This is a genomic window from Butyrivibrio sp. XPD2002, from assembly GCF_000423945.1.
Taxonomy (GTDB): Bacteria; Bacillota; Clostridia; order Lachnospirales; family Lachnospiraceae; genus Butyrivibrio.
Map to the genome: position 1 here is coordinate 23028 of NZ_AUIY01000001.1, position 18925 is coordinate 41952.

Below are 18925 nucleotides of genomic sequence, written 5' to 3' on the forward strand. Positions count from 1 at the left end.
TATAATAGCAAAACAAACAGTTTTAAGGGAGGAACCAAAATGCAGGACGAGACATTCCAGAACAGACCGGTGACGATGAATGAACATAACAATCTGTTACAAATTGAGGAACATATGTATATTCTTGACGATGTACAAAAACCCAATGTTTTCAGAAATATGTTCCCATATGATGAGGTTCCTAAGATTCCATTTAATGATAGAATTGTTCCTCACAACATGCCTAAGGACATCTGGATCACAGATACAACCTTCAGAGACGGACAGCAGTCCAGAGCACCTTACTCAACAGAGCAGATAGTCCACATCTATGATAAGATGCATGAGCTTGGCGGACCGAACGGAATGATCCGTGCCAGTGAGTTCTTTTTATATAGCAAAAAGGACAGAGATGCTGTTTATAAATGTATGGAGAGAGGCTATGAATTCCCTGAGGTTACAAGCTGGATCCGCGCAAGCAAGGAGGATTTTAAGCTTGTTAAGGAAATCGGCATGAAGGAGACCGGTATCCTTGTAAGCTGCTCAGACTATCATATTTTCTTAAAGCTTAAGATGACAAGAAAACAGGCTCTTGAGCACTATCTTAGTGTTATTCGCGACTGCCTTGAGGAGGGTATTGCTTGCAGATGCCACCTTGAGGACATCACAAGAGCTGATATATATGGCTTTGTAGTTCCCTTCTGTGTGGAGCTCATGAAGCTCAGAGAGGAGTATGGAATACCGATCAAGGTTCGTGCCTGCGATACCATGGGATATGGTGTAAACTTCTCAGGTGCGGTTATTCCCAGAAGTGTTCAGGGTATCATCTATGCGCTTAATACTAACGCAGGTGTTCCCAGTGAGCTTATAGAGTGGCATGGACACAACGACTTCTATAAGGCAGTCAGCAACTCAACAACTGCATGGCTCTATGGCTGCTCAGGTGTTAACGCATCACTGTTTGGTATCGGTGAGAGAACAGGTAATACACCTCTTGAAGCAATGATATTTGAGTATGCTCAGCTTAAGGGTACTCTGAACGGAATGAATACACAGGTTATTACAGAGCTTGCTCAGTACTACGAGAAGGAGCTTGGATATCACATCCCGCCGCAGACACCCTTTGTTGGTAAGAATTTCAATGTGACAAGAGCAGGTATCCACGCAGACGGACTTCTTAAAAATGAGGAGATCTATAACATTTTTGATACGGATAAGTTCCTTGGAAGACCCCCTGTAAGTGCTGTATCAAACACTTCAGGACTTGCAGGTATAGCTCACTGGATCAATGTTCACTATCACTTAAAGGGTGATGAGGCTATCGGAAAAGACTCAAAGCTTGTGCTTGTTCTTAAGGAATGGGTAGATGAGGAATATGCTAACGGACGTGTAACTGTTATGTATGACGAGGAGCTTACCAAAAAAATCGCTGAGGTTTCAAAGCTCATTGGAATTGAAGTGACAGACGGAGCTATAAAAGAACTTTCCAAATGATAATCTTTTTTAGAAGGAATCCATAAGAGGGAAGACAATAGAAGATATGGAAAAGAAAGACTTAAAAACGGAAGTTACAGATAAATACTCACTTCGGGGAAGAGTATTTAACAGAATACGTGAAGACATCCTGAACGGAAAATATGCAGATCACGAGGAACTTAAAGAGGTTGCCATAGGTGAAGAGCTTGGCGTCAGCAGAACACCTGTGAGAGAAGCACTAAGGCAGCTTGAGCTGGAGGGCCTTGTCCAGATTATTCCTAATAAGGGAGCTTATGTCGTTGGCATAAGTGCCAAGGATATCAGGGATATTTATATGATAAGATCCAAGCTCGAGGGACTCTGTGCAAGGTGGGCCTGTGAAAATATAACCCATGAGCAGATGGAGGACCTTGAGGAAATCGTTTATCTGGCAGATTTTCATGAAAAGAAGGGACACTTCGATCAGCTGGCAGAGCTTGATAACAGGTTCCATACAACATTATATGAATCCTGCGATTCCAAGATGTTAGAGCACCTGCTCAAGGATTATCACCAGTATGTATGGCAGATAAGACAGAAGACCCTGGCCGGAAAACGCGGTAAGGACTGCAATGATGAGCACAGGCAGATCATGGAGGCAATCCGTGACAAGGATGCTGACAGGGCTGAGGAAATTGCCAATAGGCATATGCGTAGTGCTTATGATAATATGGTAAATAACGGATTGTTGGAAATGTTTGAAAAAGCTTAATATAAATTTACTTAAAGAGAGGAGATGCTATGTCAAAAGTACAGATGACCACCCCTATTGTTGAGATGGACGGAGATGAGATGACCAGGATTCTCTGGAAGATGATCAAGGAAGAGCTCATTGAGCCCTATATTGATCTTAAGAGTGAGTATTATGACCTTGGACTCAAATACCGTGATGAGACTGATGACAGGGTTACAATAGACAGTGCCGTTGCAACTAAGAAGTACGGCGTAGCTGTTAAGTGTGCAACGATCACACCTAACGCAGCAAGAGTTGAGGAGTACGACCTAAAGAAAATGTGGAAGAGCCCTAACGGCACTATCCGTGCAATGCTCGATGGAACAGTTTTCAGAGCTCCCATCCTTGTTAAGGGAATCGAGCCCAACGTTAAGACCTGGGAGAAGCCTATTACATTAGCACGTCACGCTTATGGTGATGTTTATAAAAATGTTGAGATCGCAGTTCCCGGAGCAGGAAAGGCTGAGCTCGTATTTACAGGCGCTGACGGAAAAGAGATCAGACAGACCATTCAGGAGTTTGACGGACCCGGAATCATCCAGGGTATTCACAATAAGGACGCTTCAATCAAGAGCTTTGCTAAGGCATGCTTTGAATATGCTCTTTCAACAAAGCAGGATCTCTGGTTTGCTACAAAGGATACTATCAGCAAGACCTATGATGCTAGATTCCGTGAGATATTTGATGAGACCTTCGAGAGGGACTACAAGCTTAAGTTTGATGCAGCAGGAATCGAGTATTTCTATACACTTATCGATGATGCTGTTGCCCGCGTAATGAAGTCTAAGGGCGGATTCATCTGGGCCTGCAAGAACTACGATGGAGACGTAATGAGTGATATGGTTTCATCAGCCTGCGGTTCACTTGCAATGATGACATCAGTACTTGTTTCTCCTGAGGGAATCTACGAGTACGAGGCTGCACACGGAACAGTTCAGCGTCATTACTACAAATACCTTAAGGGTGAGGAGACATCCACAAACCCTGTAGCTACAATTTTCGCATGGACAGGTGCTATGAGAAAGCGCGGAGAGCTTGATGGAATCCAGGGTCTTATCGACTGGGCTGACAACATGGAAAAGGCTACACTTTCTACCATCGAGGGCGGTCAGATGACAGGTGACCTTCTTCTTATCACAAGCAATCCTAACGCTAAGAAGCTTAACTCTGAGCAGTTTATCAAGGCTATCAGAGAAACTTATGAGGATATGTGTAAATGAAATGTTTAATGGCTTTGCTTTTGACCATAACTTGTCTTTTCAGTTCTGTTCAGGTTCCCTCAGGGGTGATTGCTGACAGACCAAACGGAGGAATCAGGCAGGGGCTTGCTATGTACAGCCAGCCTGAGGATTCCATAGACGTGGTTATGCTTGGGTCAAGTCATGTAAACTACGGTATAAATACCGCAAAGATGTGGGAAGACTACGGAATCTCAGCTTATGATTATTCATCTGCCGAGCAGGCGATATGGATTTCATATTACTACCTTAAGGAGGTATGCAAGTACCAGAGCCCTAAGGTAGTAGTGCTGGATTTCTTTGCTCCTGCTGCATTTTTAGATGGCTATGCCGACAAATATTATTACCTGAAGGAAGCTCTTTATGGATTTAAGTTTTCCATGAACAAGCTCCAAATGATCGAGACAGCCATCGATGGTAATGAAGATCTGAGGAAGGAATTTATTCCTTCCTATTTTTGCTGTGAGGAGGGTAGTGATGAGGCCAGCCTTTCTGCAGACTGGAATAAGGACTACAGTTCATTTAAAGGCTACACGCCGTCATTTAAATCAGCGGCCATAGAGACACCGTCTCCAAACACCACTGATGTGAAAGCTCCATCTGAAAAATCCCAAAAGTATTTAAAGAAAATAATAGACTTTACTAACGAGCGGGGCATACAGCTCTATATCACCATTGTTCCCTACAAGCTTAATGTAGGTCAGCAGGAGGGCGTAACCCAGGAGGAAGACCTTAGATATAACTGGCTTGAAAATTACCTCTCAGAGCTAAAAAACGAGGGTATAGATAATGTCTACTTTGACTATACCTTTAAACACATATCAGACCTTGGAATCGACTATGAAGGCGGAAGTCATTTTGCTGACGGAAGCTCTCATTTAAACTATTACGGAAGCACTCAGTTTGCTAAATACCTCTCTGAGGATTTGAGGCAAAGATATGGTGAGGAGCTTCTGCCTGACCACAGAGGTGATGAGAAATATTCATCATGGGATGTTAACGTAGAGGAACTAAAGGCTGAAGTTGCAGGCGAAGGATGGGAATGGAAATGAGAAGAAAAAGCAATAAAAAACTTAAGCTCTTTCTTTCTGTGATCGCAGGCCTTGTGCTTGTTTTACTGATCTTTATTGTGTGGCTTCTGGTGTTTAGAAAGAATGAAGAGGAAGAAGTGACTCCGGATATCACCGAGGCGATTCCTGTGGAGACTCCTGTTGAAATTAATCCTGATGAGATAATAGCAAGTGCTGAATATAATCAGGGGATTCTGGAGAGAGCTGCCGCATATAAGGATTCCTGCGCAGGTGCTTTTTCTGATATATCGGATGACCTTGCAAGGTTCTCACTTGTTGATGTCAATGAAGACAGAATTCCTGAGCTTATAATGCATGATGTTATCGGAAAATCTGCCTATTACTGCACCTATGTAAATGGCGGGATTTCTGAGCCTGTGCTTATTTACGAGGCGGCTGATGTGGGCGAGGATACCTATAACCCTGGCACCTATGCTGCGCTTTATCCGAACCATAATATTTATGTCAGATATGAGTTTTCTGATGCCAGAAACAGGATAGAGAGCCATTTTTTCAGTATAGATGATGCGACAGGTCAGCCTGGTGAGCTTGGAATGCTGGTTGTTAATAAAGGGGATGATAGCTTCTCCTACGAGGATGGAAATGGCAATTCTGTCTCTGAGGAGGACTATCTTAAGGCCTTTAACCAGTATATGGGTGATGACCTTTTTAAGCGCTTTTTTGATAGGGATATGATGATAGCTGATGGGGAATATGATTTCAGATCAGAATATCTGTGGGGAGATTCGGCGGGCACCCAGATGACATACAGTGAGTTGGAGGAAAGATGCACTTTCAAATAACAACCTTTTGCTTTTTGTTTTTGACCTTTCTTTTGTTTCATATAGCACCGGGCAAAATTCGTAGATACATTCTTCTGGCTGCCAGTGTGTTCTTCATTTACTGGCAGGGGAAGGAGCTTGGAATTATTGCCCTGGCGATCATCTCTTTATTCACATTTATTTGCGGACTTCTTGTTTCTGTTTTTCAGAAAAATAAGAATATGGCAGCGGAAAAATCTGCAGCAGCCTGTGGAATCATCATACTTGCTGCTGTTTTGTTTGGGTGGAAATACTTAAGCTTTGGAGCATCTCTCATAGGTGCATCAGTGCCTGAGAGGGTAACCCGGCTTGGAATGCCAATCGGTCTTTCGTTTTATATATTCCAGGCAATAAGCTATATCGCCGATGTGAAGCTGAAGAAAATAGTTCCTGAAAAGAATCCAATTAGCTTTGCTCTTTACATGATGTGGTTTCCCAAATGGATGAGCGGACCTATCGAGAGAGCGGGAGATTTCATAGAGAACCTTGAAAAGAGTGAAAGAACAAAGCTTTTTGATTTTGAAAGATTTATAAGAGTCCTGTCATTTCTTATCTGGGGACTTTTCATGAAGCTTGTTATCGCAGACAGGGTTGGAATCGTCGTTGATACGGTATTTGAACAAAAGGAAATGTATGGAAGCCTGGTGCTTATCCTGACGTCACTTTTATATACGATTCAGATTTACTGCGATTTTGCGGGATACACAAATATTGTGATTGGCATTTCACTGATGTTTGGCATAGAGCTTACGCAGAATTTCAGGACACCGTATTTTACTGAAAATATCGTCAAGTTCTGGCGTGGCTGGCATATTTCCCTCAGTAATTTCTTCAGGAATTACATCTATATTCCTCTTGGAGGAAACCGCAAGGGAAGTGCAAGAAAGGCTCTTAATATCCTTATTGTTTTCCTTGTGTGCGGAATGTGGCACGGCGCAGGGTTTACCTTCATTATCTGGGGGCTTATCCATGGAATTATGAACGTCATCACAAACAGCTTATCAAAGAGTAAAGCTGCGTTTCTTGTTAAGGGAATGGTCGGAAGAGTAATCAGCTTTTGCATAGTTTCCTTTGCCTGGATTTTCTTTAGGGCAGATACCCTTACTGATGCCTTTGGATTTATAAAGGGTATGCTTCCGTTTATGAATGCGGAGGGCTTAAGGGCAGGTCTTCAGATTGAGGATAAGCTGATGCTTGGACTTAGCCCCATAGAGTGGTGGATTGCAGGCTTGTCGATTGCACTTCTTACCCTTATGGATGGAGTGTCCTACAGGAAAAAGCTTATTCCGCCTGAGCTTATTTCTTCCAAGTGGGGAGATTTTTCAAGAGGCCTGATGTTTGCATTTCTTGCCCTTGTAATTCTTGTCTTTGGAAGATACGGAGCAGGTGAGGAGATCAGAAGTTTTGTATATGCGCAGTTCTGATAGAGCATAAGAATTAGTGATAAATACCCGTTTGAGGATATGAATTTATGAAAAGAATTATTGCTACCGCACTTAGCATTATTGTGTTTGTAAGTGCGCTCTGGGTTTTTAATAATATATTGCGGACTAAGACAGAGGCCGGTGTCATGCAGATGCGAGCTCTGTACGATCAGCCAAAAGACACGATTGATGTTGTAATGCTTGGCTCCAGCCATGTTCACTGTGGCATAAATACAGCAAAGCTCTTTAGTGATTATGGAATTGCAGGGTATGACCTGTCGTCTGCTGAGCAGTCCCTCTGGGTGTCCTACCATTATCTTAAGGAGATATGTAAATATCAAAAGCCAAAGGTTGTGGTTCTTGATTTTTTCAGCGCTGCAGCCTTTCAGGAGGATTACAAATTCCACTATTATTTCCTTGGAGACAGCTTATACGGAATGAAGCTTTCTGCTAATAAGCTTCAGCTTATGAATGCCTGCTTTGATAATAAGGAGGAACTGTGGAATAAGTATTTTCCCTCATTCTGGGGCTATCACGACAGATATAACGATCTGGAGGAGAAAGACTTTGAGGCGGCCTTTGGAAATGACCTTAGTGCGTACAAGGGATATGTTCCCCATTTTCATAATGAGTCCATGCCTGATCCTGTCATTGAGACTGATGAGTGCAAGCCACCTCTTGAAAAATCCGTTAAGTATCTTGATAAAATCGTTGAATATACGAAGAAGAACAACATTCAGCTTTATATAACAATGGTTCCCTATGCGCTAAATGTGGAACAGCAGCAGGGGCTAAAGCAGGAGGAAACAGCACGTTATAACTGGCTTGAGAATTATGTAAAAGAGCTTAACGAGTCGGGGGATGACCATGTGTGCTTTGATTATGTGTTTAAGCATCTCGAAGAAATTGGCCTTGATTATACCGGTGGTTCTGATATATCCGATGGCAGCTCACATCTTAATTACAACGGCAGTAATAAATACACGGATTACCTTGGAAAAACCTTGAAAAACCTGTATGGGACCGAGGTGATTCCTGATCACAGAGGGGATACTGCTTATGACTCATACCTTCGCCACGGCGAGATAATTGCTGAGAAAGTTGAAAATGATAGTAATAATCAGCAATAATTGATAAGTTGAAACCTTAAAATTTGACATGATTTACTTGTTGGTTTGTTAAAAATTTGCTAAAATCTAAGGCGTTTGTATGAATTTATTATAGAGGAGAAAATGAAATGAGTGATGTCAAATTTGATCCTGTTACAGGAAAGCCGATTACAAACCAGGATAACGGCGGTTTTAAATTCGATCCTATAACAGGGCAACCCCTTAACCAGCAGGCTCCCTCAGAGGGACCTAAATTCGATCCGCTGACAGGCAAGCCTATCAGCCAGGCTACTCCTGAAGGACCCAAATTCGATCCGTTTACAGGAAAGCCTCTTTCACAGTCAGGTGCACCTAACAATTTTGGACAGCAGAATCCTTATGGCGCATCAAACACCTATGGTAATCAGAATACCTATGGTGCTCAGAACACATACGGAGCACAGAATTCATTTGGGGCTCAGAATGATAATGCTTCTTTGGGCTATGATCCCACTGCAATTGAAAAGGAGCAGAGTGCTCAGAACAAGAAGGTAGCGTTCATCGTACTTATCGTTATTATTGTTGCATTTATCGGACTTGGTATTTTCGGCGTAGTTAAGGCTACTCAGTTTATCAAGGACAGCGCAGCTAATATAGAGAAGCAGGAGGCACCTGAGGAGCTTCCTGAAAAAGAAACTGTTGTAGAAACTCCCGTTGAGGAGCCTGTTCAGGAGGAGCCCGTTCAGGAGCAGCCCACAGAGGAACCTGTTCAGGAGCAGCCTGCAGAACAGCCCGCAGAGGAGCCCGTTCAGGAGCAGCCTGCAGAACAGCCCGCAGAGGAGCCTGTTCAGGAGCAGCCTACAGATGCAGTTAACAGCCAGGCACCTTCAGTAAATACAGATGACCTCTTCGCATTTGCTATCGGCAGCTACAATTACCAGATTCCCATGAAGGTCAGCGTACTTCTTGATGATGGCTGGGAATTTGATACAAATACTGATGCTACTACAATGCTTGGTGCAGGCAACACAGATTATTACTATCTTATTTGCCCCGTTGGTGAAAAGAGCAGCATCTCTGTAGATGTTAAGAACTTCAGCATGGACGCTCAGCAGGCTAAGGACTGCTACGTTACAGGTATCACTTTATATGACAATGATGTTAAGAAGCTTGGTACTGATATCACAATTAAGTCAGGTTCTATCAAGATCGGTTCAAGCACAGAGCAGGATGTTAAGGATATCTGCGGTGAGCCCGATGACATTTACGATTCATCAATAAGCCATGTTTACACATATTACAAGGATCACAATGATGACAATTATGAGAAGAAGGTAAGTGTTTCATTCGAGGATGGCATTTGCGATTACATCAGCTTCCGTAATGAGACAGAGCCCGATGACTTAGAGCAGGCAGAGATCAGTGCAGATGCACCTGATTACCTCAATCTCTATACAGCTCCTACAACACTTGGTTCAGATCCCTTCTCCGGTAACTTCCAGGTTGACGGTCAGATTTATAACCTTCCTGTTCCGCTCAGAGTTATGGAGGAGAACGGCTGGGATTATGATGTTGAGGATGAGTATGCAGTTGGTGCCGGCGAAGGCTATGTAATCACAATACATAAGGGTGACCTTTACATCACAGCAACAGTATTCAACTACAACGAGAAGGCTACATACCTTAAGAATACAATTGTTACAAGCGTAAATTCCTACGCCGATGGTCACTTCGGTAACAACATGGAGTTCCCTGCAGGTCTTAAGGCTGGTATGTCTGAGGCAGATCTTCTTAAGTGGCTCAACAAGAACGGCATTAAGAACTACGAGTACTCAACAACAACTGAGATCTATAAGATTCCTTTCGATCAGAGCAGTGACGCAGCTTATTCAGCTAACCGTTACTACATCTACATCGAGGATGGTGTCGTTGATTCAATCGACATTACTAACTATGGATGGCTCAGAGAGTAATCAATAATAAATATAAAGCGTAAGCTGATAAAACGGCAGAAAATCTTAGGGTTTTCTGCTGTTTTTTATTACTATATTTTGCCTGTATATGCTAAAATTAGTGCATTGGGTTCAATGTATTTTGGAGGTAGAAAGGTATGGCAGATATTAGGGTTATTGAGAATAAAAGCGGTCCATCCCTTGGAGTTTGTACAGCTCCCGTTATTGAAAAGGATGGGCTTTTTTTCAAGGATTTGGAGAGGACAGGTGAGCTTGTCCCCTATGAGGACTGGAGGCTTACTCCGGAGGAGAGAGCTAAGGATCTGGCTTCAAGACTAAGCGTTGAAGAGATGGCAGGTCTTATGATGTACAGTGCTCATCAGGTAGTTCCAGCTGAAAGCGGTGCATGGTTTGGCGCTACCTACAGAGGTGGTAAGAGCTTTGAGGAGAGTGGCGCTGAAGACTATGAACTGACAGATCAGCAAAAGAAATTCCTCACTGAGGATCATGTCAGATATGTTCTTGCAATGATGCTAAAAAATGGAGAGGTAGCAGCAAAGTGGAACAATGAAATGCAGGCTCTCTGCGAGGAGATGCCCCATGGTATTCCTGTTAATACAAGCTCTGATCCGAGGCACGGAGCAGGAAGCACTGCTGCAGAATTTAAAACAGAGGCGAAGGGAACAAGTAAGTGGCCCCTTGGACTTGGACTTGCAGCTACTTTTTCTCCCGAGCTTGTAAATAAATTTGCAAAGGTTGCAGCAAAGGAGTACAGAGCACTTGGAATAACAACTGAGCTTGGTCCGCAGATTGATCTTGGCACAGAGCCCAGATGGATGAGAGTTGCTGATACCTATGGTCAGAGCAGTAAGCTCGCGACTGATTATGCAAAGGCATATTGTGAAGGCCTGCAGAATGATGAGAAATGCGGCGATGGCTGGGGAAGAGACAGCGTAGCAGCAATGGTCAAGCACTGGCCCGGTGGCGGTCCCTGCGAAGCAGGAAGAGATGCCCATTATGCATTCGGAAAATATGCTGTTTATCCGGGAGACAATTTTGAAGAGCATTTAAAGCCCTTCCTTGAGGGTGCATTTAAGCTCGACGGAACAGAGCAGGCTTCAGCTGTAATGCCGTATTATACTGTGAGCTGGGGAGTTGATCCTTCAGGCAAAAATGTTGGAAACAGCTATAGTAAATACATTATTGGCGATCTTTTAAGAGATAAATATGGCTATAAGGGAATCGTTTGTACTGACTGGGGAATCACACAGGATCCTTCAGATAAGATTGATTCCTTTGGCTCAAGATGCTATGGAACTGAAAAGCTTTCTGAAGCTGAGAGGCACCTTACCATAATAGAAAACGGTGTTGACCAGTTCGGCGGAAATAATGATATTAAGCCTATCTTAGAGGCTTATCGCATTGGCTGTGAGCGCCACGGCGAAGAGGCTATGAGAAAAAGATTTGAGGAGAGCGCTGTAAGGCTTCTTCTTAACAGCTTTAGATGCGGCCTTTTCGAGAATCCTTATCTTGATGCGGAAAACAGTGGCAAGGTTCTTGGCTGTGATGAATTCATGAAGGAAGGCTTTGACGCTCAGCTCCGTAGTATCGTTATGGTAAAAAATAACGGCGTACTTCCTGTATCCGGAAAGAAAAAGGTTTATATTCCCGGACGTCATATAGATGCACATAAGGGGTTTATGAGAAACATGGTTGAGGCCATTGATCTACCGGGAGCTAAGCCTGAAGATGTGGCAGCTTTTTATGAAGTGACGGATGACCCCAAGGATGCTGATATGGCTATATGCTTCATTGAGAGTCCCGTAAGTGACGGCTATACAGAGGAAACAGGCTACAGACCTGTAACACTTCAGTACAGGAATTATGTAGCTGAGGATGCAAGAGAGGTAAGCATTGCAGGCGGAGACTTCAGAGAGGATTCTGATAACAGAAGCTATAAGGGAAAAGCGAACAGAGCTGCCAATGAAAGCGACTTAGACCTTGTTATAAAAGCAAGGGAGCAGATGGGAGATAAGCCTGTTATTGTTTCTATCAGGATGAACAACCCCTGCATCGTGGCAGAGTTTGAAAAATATGCGGATGCAATTCTTGTTAACTTCGGTGTTGAAACAGCAGCTGTTCTTAGCATAGTAAGCGGTAAGGCTGAGCCTTCAGGAATGCTTCCCGTGCAGCTTCCTAAGGACATGAGCACTATTGAGAAGCACTCGGAAGATGTGCCTTTTGATTATGAGCCATATACAGATTCAGAAGGAAATAAGTATGACTTCGGATTTGGTCTTAACTGGAAGGGCGCTATAAGAGACGATAGATGGGATAAATACGTGGGGAACAGATAAGGTTTTTATATAGTGGAGGAATGAAGAAATGTTTTGTACAAATTGTGGGGCAGAGGTTCAGGGAGGACAGGTTTACTGTCCGACCTGCGGTAAACAGGTCACGATGGCCAAGGCAAAGAGCCAGGTAAGTTCTCAGAGTTCATATAATTACCAGAGCACATACAGCTCACAGAACACATATAGCTCTCAGAATACATACAGCTCACAGAATCCATATAGTTCACAAAGATCTGGTATGACGCCTTATTACACCAAGAAAAAGTCTAATAAGGGCGCAGCACTGGTTGTAACATTCCTGGTTGTTGCCGTTCTTGGAGTTGTGGTATATGGCACAGTTTCTATAATGGGAGCTCTGCATGAGGTTTCTGTAGCGAAAAACAGTCAAAGCACAAGCGGCTATTCTGCGGATGTTGATACATATACTGATCCTGTGACTCCGGATGAACCTGCAGCAGAGAATACTGTGAAGGTCGGAAACGAGGATGATCCCTTTGCAGGCTATGAAAATCTCAATTTTACCGAGTATACCTTTGCTAAATACGCGAACGATGGTGAAGCTGATTATGTAGTTCCCATAGGAACCGTAAATGCCAATACAGTTATCTACAAGGGAATTACTGCCGGAGAATATGCTGATTTCGTCGATGGCTGGGTGCTTGAAAAGGGCAGAACCTTAAATCGTCAGCTTTATTATGATCTGCTTTCGATTTATCTTCTTGATCCTTCACTTTATAAGGATGATCAGTCCTTTGCTACATCAATGATCTATGCTTCAACTGTTTCAAATCAGTTCCATGACATGGCAGTGGAGCTTAAGGCAGTGCGTATACCAAATGATAACCGCAATTTGTACGCCTACAAGATAAGCGCATACGGAAACGATGATGTCTGGGTTTCTGATGCTGCCAACAAAAAGTTTTATTTTAATAACGGAAAAACAGAGTACAATTCCACAATGTATGACGAGGAGACCTTCGGATTATGGTACATGGCTGTGAAGGAGTACTTTGGAATTACAGTAGACTAATCTATATTACGCTGGAGGAAGATTATGAAAAAAGAAGATTTACTTGCTTTATTAAACGACATGACGACTGAAGAGAAAATTATGCAGCTTGTACAGCTCCCGGGCTCTGCCTTTGAATCGGATTTTGCTGTGACAGGTATTGCTGATGAGGCTTCCTTCGACAAATTAAAAAAGATGGCAGGAAGTGTACTTGGAATAAGAGGTGCTGAGAAGGTTAAGGCTATTCAGGATGAGTATATGGCAGGTCAGCCACATCATATTCCGCTTTTGTTCATGCTTGATGTCATCCATGGACATGATACAGTTTTCCCCTGCCCTCTTGGACAGGGCGCAACCTTTGAGCCTGAGGTTTCAAGGAAGGGTGCTGAGATTCAGGCAAAAGAAGCAGCTGCAGATGGTATTCAGGTTACCTTTTCTCCCATGGTGGACCTTGTAAGGGATGCAAGATGGGGACGAGTAGTGGAGTCAACAGGTGAAGATCCGTATCTTAACGGTGAGATGTCCTCTGCAATGGTTCGCGGCTACCAGGGAGATAATATTGCAGATAAGGAGCATGTTGCTGCCTGTGTTAAGCACTTTGCAGCTTATGGTGCTTCTGAGGCAGGAAGAGACTATAACAACGTAGAGCTCTCGGAATATGCGTTAAGAGATCAGTACCTTAAGGGTTATGATAAGGCAATAGGCGCAGGCGCAAGGCTTGTAATGACCTCCTTCAATACACTGAACGGAATTCCTTCTTCCGGTAACAAGTTGCTCATGAGAGATATTCTCAGGAAAGAGATGAACTTTGACGGAGTTCTTATTTCCGACTGGGGTGCAATCGGAGAGATGGTACCCTGGGGCTTTGCCAAGGATTTAAAGGAAGCTGCAAAGCTTGCAATTGAGGCTGGTGTCGACATCGACATGTGTACAGAGAGCTATGCTGCTAATCTTGAGGAGCTTATCTCTTCAGGAAAGGTTGATGGCAAGCTCCTTGATGAAGCAGTTTTACGAGTTCTTAATCTTAAAAATGATCTTGGACTTTTCGAGGATCCTTATCACGGCGCATCTAAGGTGAGATATGAGGAGATCACCTTTTCAGATGAGAGCAGAAAGATTGCAAGGGATGCTGTAAGAAAATCGCTTGTTCTTTTGGAAAACAGAGATGAGGCACTTCCTCTTAAGGACAAGAAGATAGCACTTATCGGTCCCTATGCAACAGAGAAGAATCTCCATAGCTCATGGGCACTTTCACTTGATCCTGAAAAGACAGTGACAATCATGGAAGCTGCAGGAGAAAGTAAGGATGTCAGCCTTTTCCTTGGTATGAATCAGGGAGGTGGCCTTGGCGTTCTTAAGGATACAATCGTACGTGTCGCTAAGGGCAGTACAATTCTTGATAATGACACTACTCTTGGAATAAGTGAATACCACAGCGACAGCTTTTATGATGATAATGAAAGGCTTCTTGATGAAGCAAAGGCGGTTGCTGAATGGGCTGACACGGTTGTGCTTTGCCTCGGTGAGGACATCGGACAGTCAGGTGAATCCACAAGCCGCACGGATATCATGCTTCCCGATGTTCAGATGGAGCTCTTCTATGAGATGAGAAAAATAGCAAAGAAGCTTGTAACTCTTATCTTCACAGGAAGACCTCTTGAGCTTGAGCATATACCGGAGCTTTCAGATGCGCTTATGATCTGCTGGCGTCCCGGAACAGAGGGCGGACATGGAATATGGGATGTGCTCACAGGTGAATTTTCACCTTCAGGAAAGCTTCCGATGAGCTTCCCTTACATAGTTGGACAGGAGCCTATTTACTATAACTGCTTCATGACAGGAAGACCCAAGCCGCAGGTTGGACCTTCAAACTTTACTACCAGATATCTGGATTGCCCTAATGAGGCGAGATATCCCTTTGGCTATGGCCTGACCTATACAAGTTTTGATATCTCTAAGGTAGAGCTTGAAAAGGATAAATTGAGTAAAGGTACTTCATCAGATAAGATAACAGCCAATGTAAAGGTGACAAATACAGGTGTTGCAGCTGCAACTCAGACTGTTCAGCTTTATATTAGAGATCTTGCCGGAAGCAGAGTCCGCCCAGTAAAAGAGCTTAAGGGCTTTGAGAAGGTAAGGCTCCTTCCCGGTGAATCCAGGGAAGTCAGCTTTGAGATCAAAGAGGAGATGCTCAGATTCTGGACTATTGAGAATAAGTTTGACAGCGAAGAAGGGGATTTCAGTGTATTTGTCGGATTTGATTCTGCAACCGACAACGCAGCTGATTTTACTCTTGAAGCATAAAACTTAGGGCTTTTATTTGCCCAATGTATTTTTTCATGATAATCTAATGTGTGTTTAGGCGTTGGTGCTTAGGCACACATTTTATTTGGAGAACTTTTTATGATTTTAAATTGTCATGACTTATCAAAATCATTTGACGGTAAGGATATATTAAAAGGCGTATCTTTTCACATAGAGGACAATGAGAAGGCTGCTATAGTAGGAATTAACGGAGCAGGTAAGACAACCCTTATAAGGATGCTTATTGGCGAGCTTACGCCGGATACAGGAACTGTCACCCTTTCAAGGGACACAACGGTCGGATATCTTGCTCAGAACCAGAACATAGACAGCGCTCACAGCATTTACGAAGAACTTCGTGAGATGAAAAGAGACGTTATAGAGCTTGAAAAAGAGATAAGAAGCGCAGAGGCTCAGATGGACGTTCTCAGGGGCGAGGAGCTGGACAGACTTATGGAGCGCTATGCCCAGATGAACCATGAGTTTCAGCTTAAGAATGGCTATGCCTGGGAGAGTGAAGTAATTGGCGTTGCCAAGGGTCTTGGCTTTTCAGAGGAGGAATTCGATAAGAGGATTTCAACTCTTTCCGGTGGTCAGAAGACCAGAGTTGCTCTTGGTAAGCTCCTTCTGCAGAGTCCTGATCTTATTATCCTTGATGAGCCTACGAACCACCTTGATATGAACTCTATCAAGTGGCTTGAGGGCTACCTTATGAACTACAAGGGAGCTGTGCTTATAGTTTCCCATGATAGATATTTCCTGGACAGAATTGCTCAGAAGGTTATTGAGATAGATCAGACAAGCGCTGATGTTTATATCGGCAATTACACCGCTTATGCAAAAAAGCGTGAGCAGATAAGAGCTGCCAAGCTCAAGGCATATCTTAACCAGCAGGCAGAGATAAAGCATCAGGAAGAGGTAATTGAAAAGCTCAAGCAGTTTAATCGCGAAAAGAGCATCAAGCGTGCCGAGAGCAGAGAAAAGATGCTCGATAAGATAGAACGACTTGAAAAGCCTACTGAGGCAAGGGATGATATGAGAATTACCCTCACTCCCTCATGTGTCAGCGGTAATGATGTAATGCATGTTGATTCCATCTCCAAGTCCTTTGCCAATGAAAAGCTCTTTGAGAACATTAGCTTTGATATCAAGCGCGGTGAGAAGGTTGCTATTATCGGTGATAACGGAACCGGTAAGACCACCATGCTGAAGATAATAAACGGAATGGAGAGTCTTGATGACGGAGAGATCACTCTTGGCGTTAAGGTTCACATAGGCTACTACGATCAGGAGCATCAGGTGCTTCATGATGAGAAGACTCTGTTTGAGGAGCTATCAGATGCCTATCCATCCATGAATAATACCGAGATCCGTAATACCCTGGCAGCATTTCTTTTTACAGGGGATGATGTATTTAAGAGGATTGGCGATCTTTCAGGTGGTGAGAAGGGAAGAGTTTCTCTTGCTAAGCTTATGCTTTCGGATGCTAATTTCCTTATCCTTGATGAGCCTACAAACCACCTTGATATCACCAGTAAGGAAATCCTTGAGGATGCCCTTTCAGGCTACGAGGGAACAGTACTTTATGTAAGCCATGACCGTTATTTTATAAATAAGACTGCCACAAGAATTCTTGATCTTAAACACGGCAGAATGATTAATTATTTAGGTAATTACGATTACTACATGGAGCACTGTGAGGAGCAGACCGCAAGAGTTCTTGCTGAGAGCGGAAATGCATCATCCTTTGGAAGAGGCATTGGAATGGACAGCACCTCAGCTGCAACCGGCAGCTCCTTTGGTAAGCTTGCAGGAAACAGCAACGCTTCTTCTGACAATTCAGGCTCAGGCGCAGCAGACTGGAAGGCTCAAAAGGAAGAGGCTGCGAAGAAGAGAAAGCAGGAAGCTGCACTTAAAAAATGTGAAGAAGAGATAGCAAAGCTCGAGGAAAGAAATGAGAGGATAAACGAAGAGCTCTCTGATCCTGATGTTGCAACTGATCTTGCAAAGGTGAGAAAGCTATCTGATGAGCTTACGGCAAATGAAGAAAGATTAAGCACTCTCTATGATGAGTGGGCAGAATTATCAGAATAAAAAAATGCTCCGGGAAACCGGAGCATTTCTGTTATTCACGTTAAGCAAAGGCGTCAAATGAGCTTCCACTCTGACCATAGGAGTAGCCTGTCATATCGCGGCCATATCCAACTGTCGTATTTCCGAATTTGGAAGCAATGTTGTTGTACTGCTGACTAACCTTTAAGGCTTCATCCTTGCCATCAGTACTAGCGACTTCACCGATCTTTACCTCCTGGGCATTTGGATATACCACAGGCGGGACGGTTGCCACGTCGCCTACAGCTTTATGTTTGTCATAAACATCTGAAACAGGAGCCTGATTGGATAAGCTCAGGTTCATAGGCTTGGTCTGGTAGATATCGTATCCGTTAATTCCTCCGATTGACATTCCCATAATATAACCCTCACAACTTCAAAAAAAGGACACACGAAGTTATTTATTATTATAAATTCCAATTCGAAACAAAGCATAAACTTACTATTAAAGAAAACCTAAATATGCACTTTTTCGAAACAATTTTTCACCGGAAAATGCCGAATATGAAAGGATTTTTCACGTTTATTAAATTTATGGGAAATGATGTTGTATAGGCAATTTCACACATTGACTAAATTTTAACAGATAGTATAATTAAATATAACCGAATTTTCAGTGCTAATTAATGAAAAACATAATATATTCGGTGAAGTTAAGTTTGGAGGAAACATGACAAGAAAAGATATTTCCCAGGCGGTTATCAGCCGCCTGCCACGATATTTCAGATACCTTGGAGAGCTTAAGGACCGGGGCATTACACGTATATCATCTCAGGAATTAAGCGATATTATGAAGGTTACTGCTTCACAGATAAGGCAGGATTTTAATAATTTTGGCGGATTTGGTCAGCAGGGTTACGGATATAATGTGGAGTATCTGTATGATGAGATTGGTAAGATTTTAGGCCTTGGAAAAGAGCATACTCTTATTATTATCGGAGCAGGGCATCTTGGACAGGCGCTTTCAGGCTACAACAATTTTTTTAACAGGGGATTTATTTTTAAAGGCGCGTTTGATTTAAATCCTGAGCTTCACGGTAAGAAGATAAGGGATATTGAGATCAGACCAGTAGAGGAGATTGAAAAGTTTGTTAGGGACAACAAAATTGAGATAGCAGTTCTTACGATTCCAAAGGATCAGGCTGTCCCTATGGCGGACAAGCTTGTGAAATGCGGAATAAAGGCAATATGGAATTTTGCGCATGTGGATCTTGAACTGCCGGATTATGTGCAGGTAGAAAATGTACATCTTTCAGATTCGCTGATGAAGCTTACCTACAGCGTAGAGAGATACGAAAAATCGCATAATCTGAAGTAGTATAACCA

The 18925-nt window shown here is 43.1% G+C and carries 14 protein-coding genes; 13 read left to right on the top strand and 1 reads right to left on the bottom strand.

Going from position 1 to position 18925, the window contains the following annotated elements; all coding sequences use genetic code 11:
* The first annotated feature begins 39 nt into the window (after positions 1–39).
* The 12 genes from G587_RS0100085 to abc-f all read left to right on the top strand — a co-directional run bounded on the left by G587_RS0100085 (position 40) and on the right by abc-f (position 17581).
* Positions 40–1473 (top strand): 2-isopropylmalate synthase, encoded by a 1434-nt coding sequence (locus G587_RS0100085; protein WP_026490551.1) that lies wholly within the window; start codon positions 40–42, stop codon positions 1471–1473.
* A 46-nt stretch (positions 1474–1519) separates the two neighbouring features.
* On the top strand, positions 1520–2206 hold the full coding sequence (locus G587_RS0100090; RefSeq protein WP_026490552.1) for a GntR family transcriptional regulator: 687 nt from the start codon (positions 1520–1522) through the stop codon (positions 2204–2206).
* Positions 2207–2235: 29 nt separating this feature from the next.
* The gene (locus G587_RS0100095) at positions 2236–3447 is read left to right on the top strand and encodes an NADP-dependent isocitrate dehydrogenase (protein WP_026490553.1); all 1212 of its coding nucleotides are present in this window, start codon (positions 2236–2238) and stop codon (positions 3445–3447) included.
* The gene (locus tag G587_RS0100100) at positions 3444–4517 is read left to right on the top strand and encodes a hypothetical protein (protein WP_026490554.1); all 1074 of its coding nucleotides are present in this window, start codon (positions 3444–3446) and stop codon (positions 4515–4517) included. The genes G587_RS0100095 and G587_RS0100100 overlap by 4 nt, the downstream gene beginning before the upstream one ends.
* The gene (locus tag G587_RS0100105; RefSeq protein ID WP_155829393.1) at positions 4514–5338 is read left to right on the top strand and encodes a hypothetical protein; all 825 of its coding nucleotides are present in this window, start codon (positions 4514–4516) and stop codon (positions 5336–5338) included. The genes G587_RS0100100 and G587_RS0100105 overlap by 4 nt, the downstream gene beginning before the upstream one ends.
* Positions 5323–6780, top strand: a complete 1458-nt coding sequence (locus G587_RS0100110) for an MBOAT family O-acyltransferase (RefSeq protein WP_026490556.1) — start codon at positions 5323–5325, stop codon at positions 6778–6780. The genes G587_RS0100105 and G587_RS0100110 overlap by 16 nt, the downstream gene beginning before the upstream one ends.
* 47 nt (positions 6781–6827) lie before the next feature.
* Entirely contained in the window at positions 6828–7910 is a 1083-nt protein-coding gene (locus G587_RS0100115) for a hypothetical protein (RefSeq protein WP_026490557.1), read from the top strand.
* A gap of 107 nt (positions 7911–8017) precedes the next feature.
* Positions 8018–9841, top strand: a complete 1824-nt coding sequence (locus G587_RS0100120) for a hypothetical protein (RefSeq protein ID WP_026490558.1) — start codon at positions 8018–8020, stop codon at positions 9839–9841.
* A gap of 137 nt (positions 9842–9978) precedes the next feature.
* A complete protein-coding gene (locus tag G587_RS0100125) occupies positions 9979–12177 on the top strand; it encodes a glycoside hydrolase family 3 protein (RefSeq protein ID WP_026490559.1) in 2199 nt (732 codons plus the stop codon).
* Between the two features lie 28 nt (positions 12178–12205).
* A complete protein-coding gene (locus G587_RS0100130) occupies positions 12206–13204 on the top strand; it encodes a zinc ribbon domain-containing protein (protein WP_026490560.1) in 999 nt (332 codons plus the stop codon).
* A 24-nt stretch (positions 13205–13228) separates the two neighbouring features.
* On the top strand, positions 13229–15487 hold the full coding sequence (gene bglX, locus G587_RS0100135) for a beta-glucosidase BglX (RefSeq protein WP_026490561.1): 2259 nt from the start codon (positions 13229–13231) through the stop codon (positions 15485–15487).
* Between the two features lie 99 nt (positions 15488–15586).
* On the top strand, positions 15587–17581 hold the full coding sequence (abc-f, locus tag G587_RS0100140; protein ID WP_026490562.1) for a ribosomal protection-like ABC-F family protein: 1995 nt from the start codon (positions 15587–15589) through the stop codon (positions 17579–17581).
* A 40-nt stretch (positions 17582–17621) separates the two neighbouring features.
* Here abc-f and G587_RS0100145 read toward each other — a convergent pair whose 3' ends face one another.
* Positions 17622–17957, bottom strand: coding sequence for a hypothetical protein (locus G587_RS0100145; RefSeq protein ID WP_026490563.1), 336 nt, complete (start codon positions 17955–17957; stop codon positions 17622–17624).
* Between the two features lie 312 nt (positions 17958–18269).
* Between G587_RS0100145 and G587_RS0100150 the strand changes: the two genes are divergently transcribed.
* Entirely contained in the window at positions 18270–18917 is a 648-nt protein-coding gene (locus G587_RS0100150) for a redox-sensing transcriptional repressor Rex (RefSeq protein WP_026490564.1), read from the top strand.
* Positions 18918–18925 lie beyond the last annotated feature (8 nt).